Source organism: Streptomyces bicolor (assembly GCF_000719285.1).
GTDB classification, from domain to species: Bacteria; Actinomycetota; Actinomycetes; order Streptomycetales; family Streptomycetaceae; genus Streptomyces; species Streptomyces bicolor.
The window spans coordinates 141,263-163,318 of the sequence record NZ_JOFS01000004.1; the positions used below are offsets into that span (position 1 = coordinate 141,263).

At 69.7% G+C, this 22,056-nt stretch carries 21 protein-coding genes; 8 read left to right on the forward strand and 13 right to left on the reverse strand.

Going from position 1 to position 22,056, the window contains the following annotated elements; genetic code table 11:
- The first annotated feature begins 5 nt into the window (after positions 1-5).
- On the forward strand, positions 6-236 hold the full coding sequence (locus tag IF78_RS0105860) for a hypothetical protein (protein WP_031479518.1): 231 nt from the start codon (positions 6-8) through the stop codon (positions 234-236).
- Positions 237-292: 56 nt separating this feature from the next.
- Here IF78_RS0105860 and IF78_RS0105865 read toward each other — a convergent pair whose 3' ends face one another.
- Both IF78_RS0105865 and sodN read right to left on the reverse strand, forming a co-directional pair.
- The gene (locus IF78_RS0105865; protein ID WP_425314599.1) at positions 293-1,696 is read right to left on the reverse strand and encodes a glycosyltransferase family 39 protein; all 1,404 of its coding nucleotides are present in this window, start codon (positions 1,694-1,696) and stop codon (positions 293-295) included.
- 432 nt (positions 1,697-2,128) lie between these two features.
- Positions 2,129-2,524, reverse strand: coding sequence for a superoxide dismutase, Ni (gene sodN, locus IF78_RS0105870; protein ID WP_020123534.1), 396 nt, complete (start codon positions 2,522-2,524; stop codon positions 2,129-2,131).
- A 145-nt stretch (positions 2,525-2,669) separates the two neighbouring features.
- Here sodN and sodX point away from each other — a divergent pair, with 145 nt between their 5' ends.
- The gene (gene sodX, locus IF78_RS0105875) at positions 2,670-3,104 is read left to right on the forward strand and encodes a nickel-type superoxide dismutase maturation protease (RefSeq protein WP_037639788.1); all 435 of its coding nucleotides are present in this window, start codon (positions 2,670-2,672) and stop codon (positions 3,102-3,104) included.
- On the opposite strand, the gene IF78_RS0105880 is transcribed toward sodX, so the two are convergent.
- Positions 3,008-3,637, reverse strand: a complete 630-nt coding sequence (locus tag IF78_RS0105880; RefSeq protein ID WP_031479524.1) for a CGNR zinc finger domain-containing protein — start codon at positions 3,635-3,637, stop codon at positions 3,008-3,010. The genes sodX and IF78_RS0105880 overlap by 97 nt on opposite strands.
- Before the next feature lie 100 nt (positions 3,638-3,737).
- On the opposite strand from IF78_RS0105880, the gene IF78_RS0105885 reads away from it, so the two are divergent.
- Complete coding sequence (locus IF78_RS0105885) at positions 3,738-4,508, forward strand: class I SAM-dependent methyltransferase (RefSeq protein ID WP_031479526.1); 771 nt, start codon at positions 3,738-3,740, stop codon at positions 4,506-4,508.
- 149 nt (positions 4,509-4,657) lie between these two features.
- Here IF78_RS0105885 and IF78_RS0105890 read toward each other — a convergent pair whose 3' ends face one another.
- Genes IF78_RS0105890 through IF78_RS0105900 form a run of 3 tightly spaced genes read right to left on the reverse strand, consistent with a single transcriptional unit; the run spans position 4,658 to position 7,379 of the window.
- A complete protein-coding gene (locus IF78_RS0105890; protein WP_031479528.1) occupies positions 4,658-5,419 on the reverse strand; it encodes an amino acid ABC transporter ATP-binding protein in 762 nt (253 codons plus the stop codon).
- Positions 5,416-6,381 (reverse strand): amino acid ABC transporter permease, encoded by a 966-nt coding sequence (locus tag IF78_RS0105895; RefSeq protein WP_031479530.1) that lies wholly within the window; start codon positions 6,379-6,381, stop codon positions 5,416-5,418. The genes IF78_RS0105890 and IF78_RS0105895 overlap by 4 nt, the downstream gene beginning before the upstream one ends.
- Before the next feature lie 32 nt (positions 6,382-6,413).
- Positions 6,414-7,379: an ABC transporter substrate-binding protein gene (locus IF78_RS0105900; RefSeq protein WP_031479532.1), complete on the reverse strand. Its 966-nt coding sequence runs from the start codon at positions 7,377-7,379 to the stop codon at positions 6,414-6,416.
- A 647-nt stretch (positions 7,380-8,026) separates the two neighbouring features.
- On the opposite strand from IF78_RS0105900, the gene IF78_RS0105905 reads away from it, so the two are divergent.
- The 4 genes from IF78_RS0105905 to IF78_RS0105920 all read left to right on the forward strand — a co-directional run bounded on the left by IF78_RS0105905 (position 8,027) and on the right by IF78_RS0105920 (position 11,274).
- Entirely contained in the window at positions 8,027-9,250 is a 1,224-nt protein-coding gene (locus IF78_RS0105905; RefSeq protein ID WP_031479534.1) for an NAD(P)-dependent malic enzyme, read from the forward strand.
- A 179-nt stretch (positions 9,251-9,429) separates the two neighbouring features.
- Positions 9,430-10,392: a zinc-binding dehydrogenase gene (locus tag IF78_RS0105910; RefSeq protein WP_031479536.1), complete on the forward strand. Its 963-nt coding sequence runs from the start codon at positions 9,430-9,432 to the stop codon at positions 10,390-10,392.
- A gap of 109 nt (positions 10,393-10,501) precedes the next feature.
- On the forward strand, positions 10,502-10,711 hold the full coding sequence (locus IF78_RS0105915; protein ID WP_003997975.1) for a helix-turn-helix domain-containing protein: 210 nt from the start codon (positions 10,502-10,504) through the stop codon (positions 10,709-10,711).
- Positions 10,711-11,274, forward strand: a complete 564-nt coding sequence (locus IF78_RS0105920) for a Clp protease N-terminal domain-containing protein (RefSeq protein WP_031479538.1) — start codon at positions 10,711-10,713, stop codon at positions 11,272-11,274. Before IF78_RS0105915 ends, IF78_RS0105920 begins: the two co-directional genes overlap by 1 nt.
- Positions 11,275-11,416: 142 nt before the next feature.
- Here the strand turns inward: IF78_RS0105920 and IF78_RS0105925 are convergent, their stop codons facing one another.
- Both IF78_RS0105925 and IF78_RS0105930 read right to left on the reverse strand, forming a co-directional pair.
- Positions 11,417-12,466 carry a PadR family transcriptional regulator gene (locus tag IF78_RS0105925; RefSeq protein WP_031479540.1) on the reverse strand — a complete coding sequence of 350 codons (1,050 nt, stop codon included), beginning with the start codon at positions 12,464-12,466 and terminating at the stop codon, positions 11,417-11,419.
- A gap of 1 nt (position 12,467) precedes the next feature.
- Entirely contained in the window at positions 12,468-13,535 is a 1,068-nt protein-coding gene (locus IF78_RS0105930) for a DUF4097 family beta strand repeat-containing protein (RefSeq protein WP_031479542.1), read from the reverse strand.
- 170 nt (positions 13,536-13,705) lie between these two features.
- On the opposite strand from IF78_RS0105930, the gene IF78_RS0105935 reads away from it, so the two are divergent.
- The gene (locus IF78_RS0105935) at positions 13,706-14,548 is read left to right on the forward strand and encodes a hypothetical protein (protein WP_031479544.1); all 843 of its coding nucleotides are present in this window, start codon (positions 13,706-13,708) and stop codon (positions 14,546-14,548) included.
- A 104-nt stretch (positions 14,549-14,652) separates the two neighbouring features.
- Here IF78_RS0105935 and IF78_RS0105940 read toward each other — a convergent pair whose 3' ends face one another.
- From IF78_RS0105940 to IF78_RS0105960, 5 genes are all read right to left on the reverse strand, one after another.
- On the reverse strand, positions 14,653-14,835 hold the full coding sequence (locus IF78_RS0105940) for a DUF6104 family protein (protein WP_003997970.1): 183 nt from the start codon (positions 14,833-14,835) through the stop codon (positions 14,653-14,655).
- A 208-nt stretch (positions 14,836-15,043) separates the two neighbouring features.
- Positions 15,044-18,853, reverse strand: coding sequence for a multifunctional oxoglutarate decarboxylase/oxoglutarate dehydrogenase thiamine pyrophosphate-binding subunit/dihydrolipoyllysine-residue succinyltransferase subunit (locus IF78_RS0105945; RefSeq protein WP_031479546.1), 3,810 nt, complete (start codon positions 18,851-18,853; stop codon positions 15,044-15,046).
- A gap of 291 nt (positions 18,854-19,144) precedes the next feature.
- The gene (locus IF78_RS0105950) at positions 19,145-20,251 is read right to left on the reverse strand and encodes a HAMP domain-containing sensor histidine kinase (RefSeq protein ID WP_031479548.1); all 1,107 of its coding nucleotides are present in this window, start codon (positions 20,249-20,251) and stop codon (positions 19,145-19,147) included.
- Positions 20,248-20,985: a response regulator transcription factor gene (locus IF78_RS0105955; RefSeq protein ID WP_003997964.1), complete on the reverse strand. Its 738-nt coding sequence runs from the start codon at positions 20,983-20,985 to the stop codon at positions 20,248-20,250. The genes IF78_RS0105950 and IF78_RS0105955 overlap by 4 nt, the downstream gene beginning before the upstream one ends.
- Before the next feature lie 132 nt (positions 20,986-21,117).
- Positions 21,118-21,795 (reverse strand): spermidine synthase family protein, encoded by a 678-nt coding sequence (locus tag IF78_RS0105960; protein ID WP_031479550.1) that lies wholly within the window; start codon positions 21,793-21,795, stop codon positions 21,118-21,120.
- Positions 21,796-22,056 lie beyond the last annotated feature (261 nt).

Sequence of the window (22,056 nt, forward strand, 5' to 3'; positions counted from 1 at the left end):
ACACCATGAACCTCGACTGGACCGCACTCGGCCAGGTCGCGGCGGTGAGCCTCGCCGTCACGGTGGCCGTGGTCGCCGTCTTCGCCCTCGGCGTGCTGGGCCTGGCCCGCCACGAAGGGGCGCGCGAGGAGGGCGGCACGTCCACGCTCGGCTTCGCGCAGGCCGGGCTGTGCTTCCTCGCCTGCGCGGCGGTGGTGGCGTACGGGATCTATCTGATCGTGCCGCAGTTCCACTGACCGATCCGGTCCCGCGGACAGCGGCGGGGGGCCCGGCCGAAGAGCCGGCCGGGCCGCTACCTCCGCGCCGGTTCGAGCCGTTCGTACACCGTCACCCGCCGCCCGCGGACCTGCTCGTCCGCCACCACGGTGAAGTGCTCCGCCAGCACCGCCGTCTTCACCCTGTCCCGCTCGTTCGACACGGGCCGGGCCACGTCGGGCGCGTCGGTGACCAGCAATATCCGGTGCTGTGCCAGCATCGCGGACCGTATCCGGGCCGGGTCCGCCTCCTCGCCCTTCAACGTCCCCGACGCCACCGCGCTTTCCGTCAGCGCTATGTCCCGCAGCCCGGTGAAGTGACCGGGGGAGACCAGCGCGGTGTCGCGCCGGGCCGCCGGCACGAAGACGACCGCGTCCCCGTTCTCCTTCAGCCGCCGCACATCGGCCGCCACCGCCAGGACGTCGTCCACCCGGCTGGCCGGGGACCGCTTGGCGAGCGCCTGCGGCAACAGCGCCGCGAACGCCACGGCGACCACCGCCGGGACGAGCCACAGCGAGGCTCTCGGGAAGCGCGGCCTGGTCGCCCGTACGGCCGTGCCCAGCGCCGTGCCGATCAGCAGCGCCAGGCCGAGCATGCCGAACAGGATGTAGCGGTCCAGGAACAGCGGCTTGACCAGGGACAGGCCGATGAGGGCGAGCTGCGGTACCGCTAGCAGCGGCAGTCCGACGGCCGCGGCGGACAGCCGGCCCGCGCGCGGCCGGTCCAGCAGGGCCCCGAGGCCGCCGATCGCCAGCAGGATCGCCGGGCCGATCAGCATGTGCCAGGTCAACGGCGGTATCCAGGAGACCTGCTTGGCCTGGCCACGGCTGAACAGGATCAGCGGCAGCACAGCGGCGACGGAGGCTGTGGCGGCCACCGCCCAGCGCGTGTACGTGCCGCGCCTGGGCCGCGCCCACAGCAGGGTCGCCAGGTGCGCGGGCAGGATCAGCAGCGAGAGCCAGTTGAGCAGCCCGCACACCGTGACCGTGGCCCCGTACGCGGACCAGTGCACCGCTCGGCCACGCCCTTGGAGGACCGTCACCAGCAACAGGGTCGAGATCCCGGCCCCGGCCGTGACCAGCGCGTACGGCCGCCCCTCCTGGACGTGGAATTGCACGGCCGGCAGCAGCCCGAACGCCAGCCCTCCCGCCAGACCCGCCCAGACCCCGGCCAGCCGCTCCCCGATGACCGTGACGCAGGCCGCCGCGACCGCCGTGGCCAGCACGGACGGCAGCCGCAGCGTGGTGGTGCCGGCCCCGAACCACTCGAAGAGACCGTGCATCAGCAGGTAGTAGAGCCCGTGCACGGCATCGACCTGCCCCAGCATGTGCCAGATCTCGCCGACGGACCGCCGGGCCACCTGCCAGGTCGCGGCCTCGTCCCGCCACACACTGTGCTGCCGGGACAGTCCCCACAGACCGAGGGCGAGGGTCCAGAGCAGCGGGATCGGCCACAGGGGCGGTCGGCGGCGCAGGGCTTTCTCCCGGGGATCGACATCCAGTACGGCGGGGGACGGCCCGCCGGCTGATGTGGACCCCCACACGCCCGCTGCGGCGGAACACGCCGAAGCGCGCCTCGGACGCGAAGGCCGAGACGGGATCCGAGCGGTGCTCCGACTCCCCCGTGACACCACCCGCCCCGCAGATCGGCCGAGGGGATGGACATGGCAGAACCTACGGGACGGGTACGACGCACAGCCACTGCTCGCGGCGTGAACACAATCACCGCGAGTTCAGGGAACCCTGACTCCGTGGTCTCGTCCCGTAGGCCCCATTTACCGGTAATTGACGGTTTGTCATCTCGGGGACGTCGAAGGGGCCCAGCCGGGGTGATGGCTGGGCCCCTTCGGGAGGCCGGACGAAAATGCCCTGGGTCAGGCCTTCTTGGTCTCCCAGAAGATCTTGTCGATCTGGGCGATGTAGTCCAGAGCCTTCTGACCGGTGGCCGGGTCGGTGGACGCCTTGGCGGCCGAGAGGGCCTTCAGGGCGTCGTTGACCAGCTGGTGCAGCTCCGGGTACTTCTCGAAGTGCGGGGGCTTGAAGTAGTCGCTCCAGAGCACCGAGACGTGGTGCTTCGCGAGCTCGGCGCGCTGCTCCTTGATGACGGTGGCACGCGCCTGGAAGTGCGGGTCGTCGTTGGCGGCCATCTTCTCCTGGACGGCCTTCACCGACTCCGCCTCGATGCGGGCCTGGGCCGGGTCGTACACACCGCAGGGCAGGTCGCAGTGTGCGCTGACCTTGACCTTGGGGGCAAACAGGCGGGAAAGCATGGAGCATTCCTTCCTCGTGATCGTCTTCTCAGGTGGGACATTACTCCCTGCAAGACGGGTTTTCGCGGGTGCCCCCATGGGCTTAGGACAAAAGTCCAGGGTCAGACTGAGACTGGTGGAGGACCGTACCGGGGAGGTGCCGGGGATGCCGGAGTTGTCGCAGGAGACCGAGCGCGAGCGGGCGGGCCGGCCCTTCGGGTGGGCCGAGGTGACCGGGCCGTCGATGGTGCCCACGCTGCACCACGGCGATCTGCTCGTGGTGGTCCACCGGGGCCGGATCAGGGCCGGGGACGTCGTCATCCTGCGGCATCCGTTCCAGCAGGACCTGCTCGTCGTCAAGCGTGCCGCGGAGCGGCGAGAAGGTGGATGGTGGGTGCTCGGGGACAACGCCTACGCCGGTGGCGACAGCACCGACTACGGGGTGGTGCCGGACGAGCTGATCATGGGCAAGGTCCGGCTGCGCTACCGGCCCCGCAAGCCCGATCAGCGCTCACCGTTCGCGCTGGCGCGCTGGGCGCTGTCGGCCGTGCGGCCCGTCTTCGCCGACCGGTCGGCCTCCAAGCGCTTGCGGGCGCGGTAGGCGGCCACGTTCGCGCGGGTCGCGCAGCGGTCCGAGCAGTAGCGCCGGGAGCGGTTGGTGGACGTGTCCAGGTAGGCGTTGCGGCATGGTGCCGCCTCGCACAGGCCCAGACGGTCCACGCCGTACTCCGTCAGGTGGAACGCCAGGCCCATCGCCGCGATCGCCGCGTAGCCCGCGGTCGCGTTCGACGGGTGGTCCGCCAGGTGCATGTGCCACAGGGGGCGCCCGTCGTCGTCCCGGAAGTCGTGGCCGGAGATCTGCGGGCTCACCGGGAACTCCAGCAGGAGCGAGTTCAGCAGGTTCACCGCCGTTGACTCGTCGCCCTCGTTCGCCGCCTCGAAGACCGCCCTCAGCCGCGCACGGACCGAGCGGAAGCGGGTGACGTCGGCGTCGGTGGCACGGCGGCCCGCCTCCTGGCTGACGCCGAACAGATCGCGGACGGCCTCGACCGAGGTCAGCGTGTCCGTGCCCCGGGCCGGGTCCTCGCTGTTGACGAGTCGTACGGCGTAGTCCGAGTAATAGGCCAGTTCCACTTGTAGTCCTTACGGAGGCGTTCTATCGTCGTGGTGCGGTCGGGGTAACAGCTGATCGTGCTTCCAGGGTATTACGTAACGCGCGCGATGGAGGGGCTCGATGACGGAGACGGACACCACCACCACGACCGCCGACTGGTCCGCCTGGCAGAACAGCTGGGACCGGCAGCAGGAGTGGTACATGCCCGACCGCGAGGAACGCTTCCGGATCATGCTGGACATGGTCGAGGCCCTCGTCGGCCCCGCCCCGCGCGTGCTGGATCTCGCATGCGGCACGGGAAGTATCACGGCCAGGCTGCTCGCGCGGTTCCCGGAGGCCACCAGCACCGGAGTCGACCTCGACCCCGCGCTCCTCGCCATCGCCGAGGGCACCTTCGCGGGCGACGACCGGGTCACGCTCGTCACGGCCGACCTCAAGGACCCGGACTGGCCGGCGAGGCTGCCGTACGACTCGTACGACGCCGTCCTCACCGCCACGGCCCTGCACTGGCTGCACCGTGAACCCCTCGCGACCCTCTACGGTCAGGTCGCGGAGCTCGTCCGCGACGGCGGTGTCTTCCTGAACGCGGACCACATGATCGACGAGTCGACGCCCCGGATCAACGCGGCCGAGCGCGCCCAGCGCCACGCCCGTATGGATCAGGCCAAGGCCGACGGCGCCCTGGACTGGTCCCAGTGGTGGCAGCTGGCCGCCAAGGACCCGGTGCTGGCCGAGCCCACGGCCCGTCGCTTCGAGATCTACGGCGAGCACGCCGAGGGTGACATGCCGTCCACCGAGTGGCACGCGCGCGTGCTGCGCGAGAAGGGCTTCGGGGAGGCGCGGCCGGTGTGGTGCTCGCCCTCCGACACGCTGATGCTCGCGCTGAAGTAGGCCGACGGGGCCACGGTCCGGTGGTTCTACGGCGACCAGGAGGCGGTACGGGAAGTCTCGTACTGCTGGGACCGAGCCAGCGGTAGTCACCGGGGACATGCGAAAGGGGCGGTACGGACAACCCGTACCGCCCCTTCCCCGTCGTACCGTCAGAGCACCTTGGACAGGAACGCCTGCGTCCGCTCGTGCTGCGGGTTGGTCAGGACCTCGCGTGGGTCGCCGGACTCGACGACCACGCCGCCGTCCATGAAGACCAGGCTGTCGCCGACCTCGCGGGCGAAGCCCATCTCGTGGGTGACGACGACCATCGTCATGCCGGACTCGGCGAGGTCGCGCATGACGTCGAGGACGTCGCCGACCAGTTCCGGGTCGAGGGCCGAGGTGGGCTCGTCGAAGAGCATCAGCTTCGGGTCCATCGCGAGGGCCCGGGCGATGGCCACACGCTGCTGCTGGCCGCCGGACAGCTGCGAGGGGTAGTTCCCGGCCTTGTCGGCGAGGCCGACGCGGTCGAGAAGCTCCCTGGCGCGGTCCCTGGCCTGGGCCTTGCTGGTGCCCTTGACCTGGACCGGCGCCTCCATGACGTTCTCCAGCGCCGTCATGTGCGGGAACAGGTTGAACCGCTGGAACACCATGCCGATGTCCCGGCGCTGCTGTGCGACCTCGCTGTCCTTGAGCTCGTACAGCTTGTCGCCCTTCTGGCGGTAGCCGACCAGCTCACCGTCGACGTACAGCCGACCGGCGTTGATCTTCTCCAGGTGGTTGATGCACCGCAGGAACGTCGACTTGCCGGAGCCGGAGGGGCCGATGAGGCAGAACACCTCGCCGGTCTGCACCTCCAGGTCGATGCCCTGGAGGACCTGTACGGCGCCGAAGGACTTGTGGACGCCCTCGGCCTTCACCATGGCGGTCATGCCCCAGCACCCCTTTCGCGACCCAGCCCGAGCATGTTCGCCTTGATCTTCTGCCACGGCGTCGCCGGCAGGTTCCGGGTCGAGCCGCGGGCGTAGTGCCGCTCCAGGTAGTACTGGAACACGCTGAACACGCTGGTCATGACCAGGTACCAGATGCACGCCACGAACAGCATCTCCATCACCGCGTACGAGGTGGAGCCGATCGTGGAGGTGGCGCGCAGCAGTTCGTTGTACGTCACCGCGTACACCAGCGACGAGGTCTTCAACATGTTGATGAACTCGTTGCCGGTCGGCGGCACGATCACCCGCATCGCCTGCGGGATCACGATGCGGCGCAGCGTCTTCGCGTGGCTCATGCCGAGCGCGTGCGAGGCCTCGGTCTGGCCCTCGTCGACGGCCATCAGACCGGCGCGGCAGATCTCCGCCATGTACGCCGCCTCGTTCAGACCCAGGCCCAGCAGGGCGGCCATGAACGGGGTCATGACGTCGACCATCTCGTCCTTGTAGATCGGACCGAGATTCAGCACGGGGAAGATCAGCGCCAGGTTGAACCACAGCAGCAGCTGGACGTAGACCGGCGTACCGCGGAAGAACCAGATGTAGACCCAGGCCACCCAGCTCGTCACCGGGTTCTTGGACAGGCGCATCACGGCCAGGACCACGCCCAGGACCACGCCCATGACCATCGCGAGGACGCTGATCAGCAGGGTGCGCCCGGCGCCGGCGAGGACCGTGGAGTCGAAGACGTAGTCGCCGACCGCATTCCACTGGATCTTCTCGGCGGTGGCGAACGCGTTGACGAGCAGGGCCACCAGGGCCAGTACGACGACACCGCTGACCCAGCGGCCGTAGTGCCGGACCGGAATGGCCTTGATCGCCTCGGGCGGGATGGCCCCGCCCTCCTTGGAGACGGCGGCCGACGGCTTCGCGTCGGCCGGCTCCTTGTCGAACTTGTCAGTCACTGTGACTGCCCTTCAGTGCTTGCCCGGGACGGTCACTTGCCGCCGTTGATCGCGGCCTTGTCGATCGCGCCGGTCTCGGCGCCCCACTTCTCGAGGATCTTCTTGTACGTGCCGTCCTCGATGATCGCGTTGACGGCCTCTTCGAGGGCCGCGGTGAGCTGCTTGTTGTCCTTGTTCACCGCGATGCCGAACGGACCGGCGTCGACCTGCTCGCCGACGACCTCGAAGTCGTTGCCGCCGCCGGACTTGCGGGCCAGGTCCACGGCCACCGGGTAGTCGTTGACGCCGGCGACCGCGCCGCCCGACTTCACGCGGGTCTGGGCCTCGGTGTCGTTCTCGAACGACTCGATGTTGATCTTCTTCTTGCCGTCGTCCGTGCAGGCCTTGGACTGGGTCTGCAGCGCCTTCTCGTACGTCGTGCCGCGCTGCACGGCCGCCGTCTGGCCGCAGAGGTCCTCGATCGAGTTGATGTTCTTCGGGTTGCCCTTCTGGACGTACACGGCGGTGCCGGCGACGAAGTAGTCGACGAAGTCGACACCCGGGCCGAGCTTCTTGCCCTTGTCGTCCAGGCCCTCCTGGCGCTGCGGGGTGTCCGTGATGGAGGACATGGCGACGTCGTAGCGGCCGGAGTTCAGGGCGGTGATCAGGCCGTCGAAGGAGCCGGAGGTGAACTGGAACTCCACTCCCAGCTTCTCGCCCAGCGCGGCGGCGATGTCGGGGTCGACGCCGACGATCTTGCCCCCCTCCTGGTACTCCATCGGGGCGTACTCGGCGTTCGTGCCGGCCTTGATGACGCCCGCGTCCTGGATCTTCTTGGGCAGCTTGTCGAACAGCGGGGCGGCGCTGGACTTCCCCGTCTCGTTCGTGCCCCCGTTGCCGCCGCCCTCGGTCTGGTCACCGCAACCGGTGAGAATCAGGGCGCCTGCGACCGCGATCGCACCTACCGCGGCTGCCCTGGAGCGCGCGGCGGACGAACGGCGGATGGAGCGTGCGGTCATGGTGGGTTCCTCCGGCGGATGGGGTGGAGTTGCCGATGGGGCAGGCATCTGGCGATGGGTTCGGCAGGTGCCTTGGTTTCGTAGGTCGACGGGAACACACGCCTTCGAGTGTCGCGACCTCGTGTGATTACGGCATCTTGCCATTCGGACTGAGCCATTCAGGGCGCCCGCCATGTCAAAATCGGATAACGGGTTACCCCCGAACCGCCTCAGGTCGGTACATCACGACCGCACCTTCTACGGGAATCTGTCCTTCCGGCCGGAAGATCTTCGGCGCATCTCGAGATGCGGAACGGTCGCGCGCGGAGTTTGTGGGCGCCGATGGTTTTTTGCGGTTTCTGGTGTCGATTGTCCGCTTATTCGGCCATGAATCACAGCGAATCCGTCGCCGGGTCGTGTCCGATTCGTGTTGTCCGTGTGCCTGTTTCCCTTGCCGTCATGTGATCTTGCACGTATTGGACTCGTCGTCGGTGCCGTCGTCCGGTAAGAAGGTTCTTTACACCCCTCATCCGGGGCTCAGGGCGCGTGTGCGGCGCGCCCATCGCGTATGACCCGTACGCATCAACAGATCGGGCATGCGCGGTCCCGCCCACCCCTCACCAGGAGTGGCCACCCTCAACCAATAAAGATTTAAGGGGTAAAACAAAGTGGCAGCGGAGATCGTCAATCCTCGCAGCGACAGCAATACGGATCAGGACGGCGGGGGCGAGCCCCTCGATTCCTTCGATCCGGCGTTCGCGCTGCACCGCGGCGGCAAGATGGCCGTGCAGGCCACCGTGCCGGTCCGTGACAAGGACGACCTGTCCCTCGCGTACACACCCGGCGTCGCGCGCGTGTGCACCGCGATCGCCGAGCAGCCGGAGCTGGTCCACGACTACACGTGGAAGTCGTCCGTCGTGGCCGTGGTCACCGACGGCACGGCGGTGCTCGGGCTCGGGGACATCGGCCCGGAGGCCTCCCTTCCAGTGATGGAAGGCAAGGCGATTCTGTTCAAGCAGTTCGGCGGCGTGGACGCGGTCCCCATCGCGCTCGACTGCACGGAAGTCGACGAGATCGTCGAGACGGTGGTGCGGCTCGCCCCGTCCTTCGGTGGCGTCAACCTGGAGGACATCTCGGCGCCGCGGTGCTTCGAGATCGAGCGCAAGCTCCAGGAGCGGGTCGACATCCCGGTCTTCCATGACGACCAGCACGGCACGGCGGTCGTGACGCTGGCGGCCCTGCGGAACGCCGCGCGGCTGAGCGGGCGGTCCATCGGGGATCTGCGGGCCGTCATCTCGGGTGCCGGCGCGGCCGGTGTCGCCATCGCGAAGATGCTGGTCGAGGCCGGTATCGGGGACGTGGCCGTCGCCGACCGCAAGGGCGTGGTGTCGGCCGACCGGGAGGACCTGACGTCGGTCAAGCGTGAGGTCGCCGGGTTCACGAACAAGGCCGGTATCACCGGGTCGCTGGAGGCGGCCCTGGAGGGCGCGGACGTCTTCATCGGCGTGTCCGGCGGTACGGTGCCGGAGGAGGCCGTCGCCTCCATGGCCGAGGGCGCGTTCGTGTTCGCCATGGCCAACCCGAATCCGGAGGTGCATCCGGATGTCGCCCACAAGTACGCGGCGGTCGTCGCCACCGGGCGGTCGGACTTCCCGAACCAGATCAACAACGTGCTGGCGTTCCCCGGGATCTTCGCGGGCGCACTGCAGGTGCGGGCCTCCCGGATCACCGAGGGCATGAAGATCGCGGCGGCGGAGGCGCTGGCGGCGGTCGTGGGTGACGATCTCGCCGCGGACTACGTGATCCCGTCGCCGTTCGACGAGCGGGTGGCGCCGGCGGTCACCGCGGCGGTCGCGGCCGCGGCTCGGGCGGAAGGCGTCGCTCGGCGCTGAGGTGAGTGTCGCTGACGTGAGTGTCGGTCGAATGGCCCCGTCCGGTTCGGGCGGGGCCATTTTCTTGCCCGGGTGCGGCCGTTCGGGTGGTTGCGTTGTGCCGGACGCCTTGACAAGAGGGCGTGTCTCACAGGGTGCTTCGGTTCCGTCGGCCGACGTGTGCACCTATCGTCAACGTCATGTTCGCTGTCTACGCCGCCCGAATCGACCGCGACCAGCCGCTTTCCGGACTGGAGTTGGGGGAGCGGCCGGCTCCCGAGGTCCGTCCCGGCTGGAGTGCCGTCAACGTCAAGGCCGCCTCCCTCAACCATCACGACCTGTGGTCGCTGCGGGGCGTGGGCCTCGCGGAGGACAAGTTGCCGATGATCCTCGGGTGTGACGCCGCCGGCGTCGACGAGGACGGCAACGAGGTCGTCCTGCACTCCGTGATCGGACAGAGCGGACACGGTGTGGGTCCGAGGGAGCCCCGGTCCATCCTCACCGAGCGGTATCAGGGCACGTTCGCCGAGCGGGTCGCCGTGCCGACCTGGAACATCCTGCCCAAGCCCAAGGAGCTCTCCTTCGAGGAGGCCGCCTGTCTGCCGACCGCCTGGCTGACGGCGTACCGGATGCTGTTCACCAACGCGGGGGTGCGGCCCGGGGACTCCGTGCTCGTGCAGGGCGCCGGGGGCGGCGTCGCCACCGCCGCCATCGTGCTCGGCAAGGCCGCGGGGCTGCGTGTCTTCGCCACCAGCCGGGACGAGGCCAAGCGCAAGCGTGCCGTGGAGTTGGGGGCCGTGGAAGCGCTGGAGTCGGGGGCCCGGCTGCCTCAGCGGGTCGACGCCGTGATCGAGACGGTCGGTGCCGCCACCTGGTCGCACTCCGTGAAGTCGCTGAAGCCCGGGGGCACGCTGGTCATTTCCGGTGCCACCAGTGGGGACCGGCCCTCGCACGCCGAGCTCACGCGGATCTTCTTCCTGGAGTTGAAGGTCGTCGGATCGACCATGGGGACCAAGGACGAGCTCGAGGACCTGCTCTCCTTCTGTGCTGCCACCGGTGTGCGACCCGTGATCGATGAGGTGCTCCCCATGGACCGGGCCCGTGAGGGCTTCGAGCGGATGGCGTCGGGGGAGCAGTTCGGGAAGATCGTGCTCACCAACTGACGGAGCTGCTGCCGGTTCTTGCGGCGGGTTCGGGGCATTGCCCCGGGCTCGCCGTTCGCTTTGTCAACTGGGGTTGACGCGAGGAGGTGTGTCAACGTACGTTGACATCATGACCGAAGCAACAGATCTCGCCGAGCGGGCGGGTGATCGCGATCCACGGGTCGGGCTGCGGGCCGTCGCCGCCCTGCGCCGGTTGCTGGAGCAGCTGGAAGCCGTGCAGGTGCGCAGTGCGCGCAATCAGGGGTGGTCCTGGCAGGAGATCGCTGCGGAACTCGGGGTCAGTAGGCAGGCCGTGCACAAGAAGTACGGGAGGCGTTGATGTTCGAGCGGTTCACGAAGGATGCCCGTGCGGTGGTGACGGGTGCCGTCGAGCAGGCCGAGCGGGGCCGGGCGCAGGCCGTCGAGGCCGAGCACCTGCTGCTCGCCCTGCTCGACCGGGACGGCAGCCGGGCTTCTTTCGCGCTCGCCGCGCTCGGGGGCGGGCAGTGGCTGGAGTCCGTGCGGACGGCGTTGGGCGAGGCCCGGCGGCGAGGAGGGCTGTCGCAGGCCGAGGCCGAGGCGTTGGCCGGGTTGGGGATCGATGTGGCAGAGATCGTCGCCCGGGTGGAGGAGGTCCATGGCGTGGGGGCCATGGCCGGGGGACGGAAGGACAAGGGGTCCTGGTGGGGGCACCGTCCGTTCGGCCGGGATGCCAAGGACGTACTGGTACGGGCGCTGCGCGTGGCAACTTCCCGACGGGACCGGCACATCGGTGACGAGCACATCCTGCTGGCCCTCACCAGCCGCCCCGGCGTGCCCGCCGAGGTTCTCGCCGATCACGGGGTGACGTACGAGGCGCTCATGCGGGTGCTGTACGGCGGGGGAGAGGCCAAAGCCGGTTGAGGTCGAGGGGGGTGAGGTCGACGGGCGTGAGGTCCCGGGCGGTTGCCTGCGGGGCCGGTCGCGGAATGGGGCCTGTCGAGGACTGGGGCAGGCGGCCTGGGCAGGCGGCCGGTCTGGTGCCGTACTGCCCAGGAAGCCGGTGTCAGGGCCTGGGCGCGCGCAGTAGCGCTCCGATGTGGGCCGCCGCCGTCGACAAGTGGCGGCGGGCGTCGCGGAGTTGGTCCGATGTCACGCCGTGGTCCCTCGCCGCGTCGCGGATGTCGTCGCGGAAGCGGTCGAGCAGGCGGTCCAGGTCGCGGGCGGGGTCGCCGCTGGGCGCCTCGTGGGCCCAGGCGGGTTCGTAGCCGCCGGGGAAGTCCTCCGGGGTCTCGGAGTAGTCGGGATGCTGCTGCGCCGACTTGGGGGAGCCCTGACGGCCGAAGCCGAAGTCCCTGCCGAAGTCCTTCCCGAAGTCCTTGCCGAAGTCGCCGAACTCCTTGGCCAGTTCCGTCAGGCCCTCCCTGACGCCGGTCGGCCAGTCGCCACGGGCGAAGTGGTCCTGTACATGCTCCTGTACCCGGCGGGCGATGCGCTGCATCTCCTCCTGGGCCTGGGCCCGGGCGTGGTCCTGGGCCTCCTTGGCCTGGCGCCGGGCGCGCTGTGCCTCCTCGCGGGCGCGGCGGCTCTCGTCCTTGGCGCGGCGGGCCTGTTCCTTCCACTCCTGCTTGGCGCGGCGCATCTCCTCCTTGGCGGCGCGCCACGCCTCCTTGTCGGTGTAGTCCGAGAAGTCACCGAAGGGCGTTTCCGCCTTGGCGCCGTTCCCCTTGCGGGCCTCGGACGCCGCCGCGCGCATCTCGCGCCGCAGGTCGCCCGCCGCGCCGCGCACATCGGCCCGGATCTCGGCGGCGAGTTCGGCGACCGACTCCCTGATCTCCAGCTCCAGATCAGCCAACTCGCCGCTGCGGTCCGCCAGTTCCGCACGGCCGGCGTCCGTGATGGCGTACACCTTGCGGCCGCCCTCGGTGGTGTGGGTGACCAGGCCCTCGGCCTCCAGCTTGGCCAGCCGGGGGTAGACGGTGCCGGCCGACGGCGCGTACAGCCCCTGGAAGCGCTCTTCGAGGAGGCGGATGACCTCGTAGCCGTGGCGCGGGGCCTCGTCCAGCAGCTTCAGCAGGTAGAGGCGGAGGCGGCCATGGGCGAAGACGGGGGGCATGTCAGAGCACCTTCTTGTCGGTCGTGCCGTCGGCCGGGGCGGCGGTCGCGGCGTCGGTGGCGGCGTCGGTGGGTCCGCCACCGACGCCGTCGCCCGCTGTGTCGCCCTGGCCGGAGACGGAATTGTCCCCCGAGGTGGTGTGCGTGCTGCTCGCCGGGGTGGTCGTCGGGTCCGTCGGCGAGGTGCCCGACGTGCCGCTCGGTGTGCCCTCGTCCTTGGCGGGCTCGGGATCCTCCCAGGCCTCCGCCTCCCACGGCTCGTCCTCCTTCGGAGGGCGGCGCAGCAGGGCGATGGAGCCGGAGACCGTCGTCGCGCGGAGCTTGCCGGTGCCGGTGCCGAGGCGGCCGGTGATCTTGTGGGCGCCCCACTGGCCGTGGACCCGGAGGCCCTCGAAGGCGTTGGAGATCGTGCCGCTCGCGGTGTTGGCCTCGACGTCGGCGTCGGCCGGCGCCGGCAGGCGGATGGCGATCTCGCCGGAGACGCTGGTCAGCCGGACGTCGGTCGGGCCGTCCGGGTCGAGGTCGACGATCATGGCGCCACTCACGGAGTCGGCCTTCACCGAGGAGCCGGAGCCCTCGACGACCGTGAGGTCGCCGGAGACGGAGTTGAAGCGGAGGTCGCCGGTGACGGCCTGTGCCTCCAGGTTCCCGGAGACGGTGTCGGCGCGGACCGGGCCGGACAGGCCGACGAGGGTGGTGTCGCCGGTGACGCCCTTGACGACCGACGGGCCGTTGATCCCGGAGACCACCGCACCGGCCCCGACCACGCCCACCTCGACCCTGGTGTCAGCCGGCACCGCGAGGGAGACCACCGCGCTGCGCCGCCAGCCCTTGCGGTCGAGCCACTTGAGGAAGCCCTTCCAGGGCAGGTCCTCGTACGCCACCGTCAGGGTGCCGCCCTGCTGGGTCACCACCAGAGGCGGGCCCTCGATCTTGGAGACCTCCAGGCGGGCGGAACCTTCGTCCGTCCCCACGACGTTCACAGTTCCGTTGACGATGCGCACCTGGAGCTCGCTCACCGGCTCGTCGAAGCTGAGCTTCCTGGGTTCGGCTACGGACCACTCGGACATGGTGCGGACCTCCTGGGCGACCGGACACGGCCGCACGGGCCGGACCTGAACACGACACGCCATATCGCGTCTTACGTGAAACACGATATATCGCGGGCGCGGAAAGTCAAGGCACTCGTTCTGGTGATCACAAATCACCCGCGATGGACAAATCGGCCTAGCGTGTTGCCATGTCGCCGGAAGCGTCCAGGAACGCCCGCCAGGCCCGACCCGCCCCGGGTGCCCTGCTGCTCTGCCGCGCGGAGCCCGAGTCCGTCGCCTCCGCCGCCCAACTGCTGCGCGAACACATGCTGCTCGCGACGGCGGGCGCGGAGTGGAGCGTGCTCCTCCCCGAAGGCGGGGCGTGGCAGGAGGGCGGCGAACCGGTCGACCGCGTTCTCACCGGCTGGGCCACCGCGCTCGCCGTCGGCCATCCGTGGCCCGTCCTCGCCCTCTGGTGGGACGCCGACCGCGCCGGATACTCCCTCGCCGCCGGGTTCCGCCGCCCCGTCGGCTACGTCTGGCTCGCCAACGGCACCCCGGTCGGCGAGGACGAGGCCATGCGCACCTTCGCCGGCCGGCTCGGCCTCGATCCGGTCCTCGACATGCAGTCCCTGGAAGAGCTCACGCGCCCCGACAGCGCGGCCGACGCACGGGCACGCCTGCGTGGCCTCGTCGCGGTCCTCACGCGCGCGGGCGTGTCCCTGCCGCCCGGCCTCACCCCCGGCGACAGCGCCGAGAGCCTCCATGAGGCCATCCACGACCAGCCGCACGTACGGATCGAGTGGTCGGGCCGGCGCAACGCCTTGCCCGCGGAACTCGACGCCGGCGAGGACGGCCGCCTCGGCCCCTGGCTGCCCCGGGCGGGCGGCCCCCGGGCCCGTGCGCTCGCCCTCGCCGAGGTCGCGGCCGGTCTGCCCCTCGCGGCCTGGGGGCTACGGCACCGCAGCGGCGGCTGGATCGTCGCGGGCGCGGTGCTGCTGACCCACGGTGCGCTGGGGCTGGCGTACAGCGCGGTGCTGCCGCTGGACTGACGGCCGCACTGATTGCCGTACAAAGCGGAAGGGCGCCCCGCATCAGGGCGCCCCGAAACCAGCTCGCTCAGCGTGCGCGCGCCGTCCGATCTCCTCCAGGCCGGCTACACGTCGTCGTCCTCGTCGTCCAGCCGGGCCAGCCAGGTCGCCAGCCGCTCCACCGGTACCTCGAAGTCCGGGTTCAGGTCGACGAAGGTGCGCAGCTGCTCGGCCAGCCACTCGAAGGTGATCTCCTCCTCGCCGCGCCGCTTCTCCAGTTCTTCGATGCCTCGGTCGGTGAAGTACATGCAGTGAGGATATGTCCTGCCCACCACGCGTGCGTGCCGGGCCCTCGACGTGCGAGCGAGGGGCCCGTCCGGCCCGTGGAGCTCCGCGATTCGATGGTCTGGCGGGCGAGTTGGCCGTGGACGCCGGAAGGCCCGGTTCCCTGTCGCGTGGACTGGGAACCGGGCCTTCCGATCTGCCCCGTTCAGAGGATGGGAGCCGTGCAGAGGCTCAGGCCTCGAACACCTCACGCACCAGCTGCTCCTGCTCGGCCTGGTGCCGCTTGGCGGAGCCGACGGCCGGGGACGAGGAGTGCGGACGCGAGATGCGGCGCAGGCGCTCGCCGTGCGGGACGTCGGCGCCGACCGCCAGGTCCAGGTGGTCGATCAGGTTGAGCGCGATGAACGGCCACGCACCCTGGTTCGCCGGCTCCTCCTGGGCCCACAGGTACTTCTCGGCGTTCGGGTACTTGGCGATCTCGGCCTGGAGCTCGGCACCCGGCAGCGGGTACAGGCGCTCGATGCGGATGATCGCCGTGTCCGTGACGCCCCGCTTCTTCCGCTCGGCCTCGAGGTCGTAGTAGACCTTGCCGGCGCAGAAGACGACCTTCTTGACGGCGGCCGGGTCGACCGAGGAGTCGCCGATGACCGGCTGGAACTGCCCGGTCGTGAACTCCTCCGCCTTCGCGGCCGCGGCCTTCAGACGCAGCATCGACTTCGGCGTGAAGACGACCAGCGGCTTGTGGTGCGGGTTGTGCACCTGCCACCGCAGGAGGTGGAAGTAGTTCGACGGGGACGTCGGCATGGCGACCGTCATGTTGTTCTGGGCGCACATCTGGAGGAAGCGCTCCGGGCGGGCCGAGGAGTGGTCCGGGCCCTGGCCCTCGTAGCCGTGCGGCAGGAGCAGGACGACGCCGGACGTCTGGGCCCACTTCTGCTCGGCCGACGAGATGAACTCGTCCACGACCGTCTGGGCGCCGTTGACGAAGTCGCCGAACTGGGCCTCCCACATCACGAGCGCCTCGGGGCGGGCCAGCGAGTAGCCGTACTCGAAGCCCATGGCCGCGTACTCGGACAGCAGGGAGTTGTAGACGTTCAGCCGCGCCTGGTCCTCGGAGAGGTACTGCAGCGGCGTGTACTCCTCGCCCGTCTCGCGGTCGATGATCACCGCGTGACGCTGGCCGAACGTACCGCGCTGCGAGTCCTGACCCGCCAGGCGGACCGGGACGCCCTCCAGCAGCAGGGAGCCGACCGCGAGGGTCTCGCCCATGCCCCAGTCGATGGTGCCGTCCTCGACCATCGACGCCCGGCGCTGCAGCTGCGGCAGCAGACGCGGGTGGACGGTGATGTGGTCGGGGATGTTGACCTGGGACTCGGCGATCCGCTTGACGGTCTCCGAGGTCACCGCGGTGTTCACGGCCACCGGGAACTCGGCCTGCGGGTCCGAGGGCTCCGCGGCGGCCGGCTGCGAGGTGGCCTCGCGGACCTCCGTGAAGACCTTCTCCAGCTGGCCCTGGTAGTCCTGCAGCGCCTGCTCGGCCTCTTCCAGGGTGATGTCGCCGCGACCGATGAGGGACTCGGTGTAGAGCTTGCGCACCGAGCGCTTCTTGTCGATCAGGTCGTACATCAGCGGCTGGGTGAAGGCCGGGTTGTCCGACTCGTTGTGACCGCGGCGGCGGTAGCAGATGAGGTCGATCACCACGTCCTTGTTGAACGCCTGGCGGAACTCGAAGGCGAGCCGCGCGACGCGGACCACGGCCTCCGGGTCGTCGCCGTTCACGTGGAAGATCGGGGCCTCGATCATGCGGGCCACGTCGGTCGAGTACATGGAGGAGCGCGAGGACTCGGGCGCCGCCGTGAAACCGACCTGGTTGTTGATGACGATGTGGACCGTGCCGCCGGTGCGGTAGCCGCGCAGCTGCGACATGTTCAGGGTCTCCGCGACCACACCCTGGCCCGCGAAGGCCGCGTCGCCGTGCAGGGCGATCGGCAGGACCGTGAAGTCGGTGCCGCCCTTGTTGATGACGTCCTGCTTGGCGCGGACGACACCTTCGAGGACCGGGTCGACCGCCTCCAGGTGCGAGGGGTTGGCGGTCAGCGAGACCTTGATCTGCTCGCCGTCCAGACCGGTGAACACGCCCTCGGCGCCCAGGTGGTACTTGACGTCGCCGGAGCCGTGCATCGACTTCGGGTCGAGGTTGCCCTCGAACTCGCGGAAGATCTGCGCGTAGGACTTGCCGACGATGTTCGCCAGCACGTTCAGCCGGCCGCGGTGGGCCATGCCGATGACGACCTCGTCCAGGCGGGACTCGGCGGCGGAGTCGAGGACCGCGTCCAGCAGCGGGATGACCGACTCGCCGCCCTCCAGGGAGAAGCGCTTCTGGCCGACGTACTTGGTCTGCAGGAAGGTCTCGAAGGCCTCCGCCGCGTTGAGCCGGCGCAGGATGCGCAGCTGCTCCTCGCGCTCCGGCTTGGAGTGCGAGCGCTCGATGCGGTCCTGGATCCACTTGCGCTGCTTCGGGTCCTGGATGTGCATGAACTCGACGCCGGTGGTGCGGCAGTACGAGTCGCGCAGCACGCCGAGGATGTCGCGCAGCTTCATCATCGACTTGCCGGCGAAGCCACCGACCGCGAACTCGCGCTCCAGGTCCCAGAGGGTGAGTCCGTGCTCGGTGATGTCCAGGTCGGGGTGCTTGCGCTGCTTGTACTCCAGCGGGTCGGTGTCGGCCATGACATGGCCGCGGACCCGGTAGGAATGGATCAGCTCGAAGACGCGGGCGGCCTTGGTGACGTCGTCGTCGTGCGAGGCGTCGATGTCCTTGAGCCAGCGGACCGGCTCGTAGGGGATGCGCAGGGCCTCGAAGATCTCGTCGTAGAAGTTGTTCTCGCCGAGGAGGTAGTTCGCGACGATGCGCAGGAACTCGCCCGAGGCGGCGCCCTGGATGACCCGGTGGTCGTAGGTCGACGTGAGCGTCATGACCTTCGAGATGCCGAGCTTGTTCAGGGTGTCCTGGGAGGTGCCCTGGAACTCCGCCGGGTAGTCCATGGAACCGACGCCCATGATGACCGACTGGCCGGGCATCAGACGCGGCACCGAGTGGACGGTGCCGAGGCCGCCGGGGTTGGTCAGGGAGACCGTCACGCCGGTGAAGTCGTCCATGCCCAGCTTGCCGTCACGGGCGCGGCGGACGATGTCCTCGTAGGCCTGCCAGAACTCGAAGAAGTTCAGCGTCTCGGCCTTCTTGATGCCCGCGACCACGAGCTGGCGGTCGCCGTTGGGCTTGACCAGGTCGATGGCGAGGCCGAAGTTGATGTGCTCCGGCTTGACCAGGGTCGGCTTGCCGTCCTTCTCCGCGAAGGAGTAGTTCATCGACGGCATGGCCTTGATGGCCTGCACCATCGCGTAGCCGATCAGGTGCGTGAAGGAGATCTTCCCGCCCCGGGCGCGCTTCAGGTGGTTGTTGATGACGATGCGGTTGTCGAAGAGCAGCTTCACCGGGACCGCGCGCACGGACGTGGCCGTGGGCATCTCCAGCGAGGCGTTCATGTTCTTCGCGACCGCGGCGGCCGGGCCGCGCAGCGTCACCAGCTCGGGGCCGTCGGCGGCCGCGGCGGCGGGCTCGGCCTTCTTCGGCTGAGCGGGCTTCGCGGCCGGGGTGGCGGGCTTCGCCGCGGCCGGAGCCGGGGCAGCGGCGGCGGGCGCGGCTGCGGCAGGCTTCGGGGCTGCGGGGGCCGGCGCGGGCACCGCCGGAGCGGCGGGCGCGGCCGGAGCAGCCGGGGCGGCAGGAGCCGCCGGTGCCGCGCTGGTGGTCCCTGCGGCCCCCGTGGCCGCAGTACCCGCCGGAGCCGCGGCGCTGGCGCCGGGCTTGTAGTCGGCGAAGAAGTCCCACCAGGCTCGGTCTACCGAATTGGGGTCCTGGAGGTACTGCTGATAGATCTCGTCGACGAGCCACTCGTTCGGACCGAACGCGGCCGCGGGGTTCTTGCCCGCTTGGTCGGTGTCGGTCGAGATGCTCGAGTTACTGGGGGACTGTGGCGACACGGCGGCAACCGCCCTCTTCCGCTTCACAAGGTGATGGACAGCGGGAATAAAGGCTACGCCTCCATGGCCGGGAAGGTGAGGCCGGGCAAGGTCATCGTCGTGTAAGTCACATCGGAAAGCGTGTTTCGGGCCTGGAAATGGCGGGAAACAAGCGTGGTTCCGCTTCGGAAGACCGCAGATGGGACGCCTCGACCGCGACCCGGCACACCGATGGCGCGGGCCTGTACCTGATCACACGTGTCCGTCAGCCGGGACTCGCATGGATCTTGTGGCTCCGCTTCGAACTTTACGTCAACTTGGCACAGATGGCTGCCCTGGAAGTGTGACAAGAATCCGGCAACCTCGATCCGATTCGGCCACTCCGATGCGCCCCCCGTGCAGATCGACGGCCCAGCGCGCGATCGCCAGACCCAGCCCCGTGCCGCCGTCGCTCCCCGGCCCGTGCGGCCGGCGAACGGCGCCCCGGTTGAACCGCTCGAAGACCTTGTGCCACTCCGACTTCGGGATGCCCGGTCCCTCGTCCAGGACCTCCAGCTCCAGCGACTCCGGGAGCGTCCCGCGCCGCGCCTTGACCGTCACGCGCCCGTGTGCCGGGCTGTGCTTGATCGCGTTGTCGATGAGGTTGGCGACGACCTGGTGGATGCGCTCGGGGTCGGCGTGCGCGGTCAGCTCCGGCGGGGAGACGTCGAGGTGCAGATGGACGTCCGTACGGGTGTGGCTGCCGGAGCCCGAGGCCATGCCCGCGCGCGCGGAGGCGACCATGTTGGCCTCCTTCAGTACGCCCGACAGGTACGGCCAGACCTCGAAGCGCCGCATGCGCAGCGGTACGACGCCGTTGTCCAGCCGGGACAGGTCCAGCAGCGTCTCCACGAGCCGGCCGAGGCGCTCGGTCTGCTTCAGCGCCGTGCGCATCGTCTCGGGGTCGGCCTCGGCGATGCCGTCGACCACGTTCTCCAGGACGGCCCGCAGGCCCGCGATCGGGGTGCGCAGCTCGTGCGAGACGTTCGCCACCAGCTCCTTGCGCTGCTGGTCCTGGGCCTCCAGCTCGTCGGCCATCAGGTTGATCGTCTCGGCCAGGTCGCCCAGCTCGTCCCGGCGGTTGTCCCGCACCCGGCGTGTGTAGTCGCCCTGCGAGATGGACCGGGCCACCGTGTTCATCTCGTCCAGCGGCGCGGTGAGCGAATGGGCCACGAACTGCGTGATGAGCAGTGTGGCGATCATCGAGAAGACCGTGATGAAGCGCAGCTCCGTCTGGGTGCGCACCGCGATCATCGACAGCCCGGTGGTGATCAGCACCGAGGTGACGACCAGCGCGCCCAGCTTGGTCTTGATCGAGAACGGACGTACGCCGCCCCAGGGCTCCCCGGGACCTCTTCCCGCGGCCGGGCCGTCGCTCATGGCGTCGGCGTCTCCAGGGCGTAGCCCACGCCGTGCACGGTACGGATGCGTTCGGCGCCGATCTTCCGGCGCAGCGCCTTGATGTGGCTGTCGACCGTCCGGGTCCCGGAGGCGTCCGCCCAGTCCCACACCTCGGCGAGGAGCTGCTCGCGCGAGAGCACCGCGCGCGGGGTGTTCGCCAGGCATACCAGGAGGTCGAACTCGGTCGGCGTGAGGTGAACATCCTCACTGCGGACCCGTACCCGCCGCTGCGCGTGGTCGATCTCCAGCTCGCCGAGCCGCAGGATGCCCGACCGCGGGGTCGTGGCGGCCAGCGCGGCGCGCTCGACGCGGCGCAGCAGCACGTGCACGCGTGCCGCCAGCTCGCGCATCGAGAACGGCTTGGTCATGTAGTCGTCGGCGCCCACGCCGAGCCCGACCAGCATGTCGGTCTCGTCGTCGCGCGCGGTGAGCATCAGCACCGGAACGGGCCGCTGGGCCTGCACGCGCCTGCATACCTCCAGGCCGTCGAAGCCCGGCAGCATGATGTCGAGGATCAGCAGGTCGGGCTGCCAGGCCTCCGCGGTGTCGACCGCCGCCGGACCGTCGCCCGCGGTCTGCACGAGGAAACCCTCGGCGCGCAGGCGGGCCGCGATGGCGTCCACGATGGTCGGATCGTCCTCGACCACGAGGACCCGGCGCTGAGCGCCCGGGGTCGCCGCCGTGCCGTTGTGGGAGGTGTGTGTCTGCTCCATCGCCCGCCCCAAAGTTGCTTTCCGGAATCCGTGGGGTGATCCCGCGTACTGGCTATGCCTGCGCATGCTTGCGATTGACGCTTGAATGATCCGCGTCAGAGAAGCAGAGTACGGGGAGTCACCGCGCCACGGCTATCCAGGTCGTACGGCGAGGTGCACGACGTCGGGAACGCCCCGGGCAACGGGGATCTCTTCGGTACGCACCTGCTGGAATCCGGCATTACGCAAGGTTTCTTCGAATTCCGGAGAGGGCTGCGCGGACCATACGGCAAGCACACCACCCGGCCTCAACGCCCCTGCGCAGCCCGCGAGTCCGCTGGGCGAGTACAGGCTGTCGTTCCCCTCGGTGACGGTCCAGTCCGGCCCGTTGTCGATGTCGAGACACAGTGCGTCATACGTGGCGGAAGTCTCATGCACATGCGCCACCAGATCCGTTTCCACAATCTCCGTGCGCGGATCGGCGAGGGCGCCGGCGGAGAAGTGCGACAGCGGTCCGTCGAGATGCCAGCCGATAATCGCGCTCTCGCGCTCGACGACGGTGATCCGTCCCGGGCGTGGATCGGCGGCGGCATGTGCGAGCGAGAACCCGACGCCGAGCCCGCCGATCAGCACATGAGGCTCCGGCCGGCCGTCCAGCGCGCCGAGCGCCGCGTCGACGAGCAGCCGCTCCGAACGCCCGTCGGAGGTGTCCATCAGGAAGCAGCCGTTCGCGATGATCTGGAGCAGTTCGCCGTGCCGTCGCAGCACGACCTCGCCGTGGGGGCCTTCGTGACGGTCCAGTACTTCCGGGGTGTCGTACGAAGTGGGCATCCGGCCATCCTGGCAGCCGAGGCCGGAAGTGCCGAGCGAATTACCTCGGAGGGCCGGCCCCCGGAGTAAGGCGGGAGTACGGCGGGTCGCTCCGGGTTGACGCGGGACAGGGGCGGGGCCGTGCCGCCCATCGGGGTCGCCGCGCGCGCGTGGGCATCTTGGAGGGACGCGTGAGTTTCTTGAGAGGTTGCTGAGAATCGGGCCCTGTGTGGCGTCAGTCACAGACGTGGGCGGGCGGCGGGCCAAGGCTGAGGGAAACGG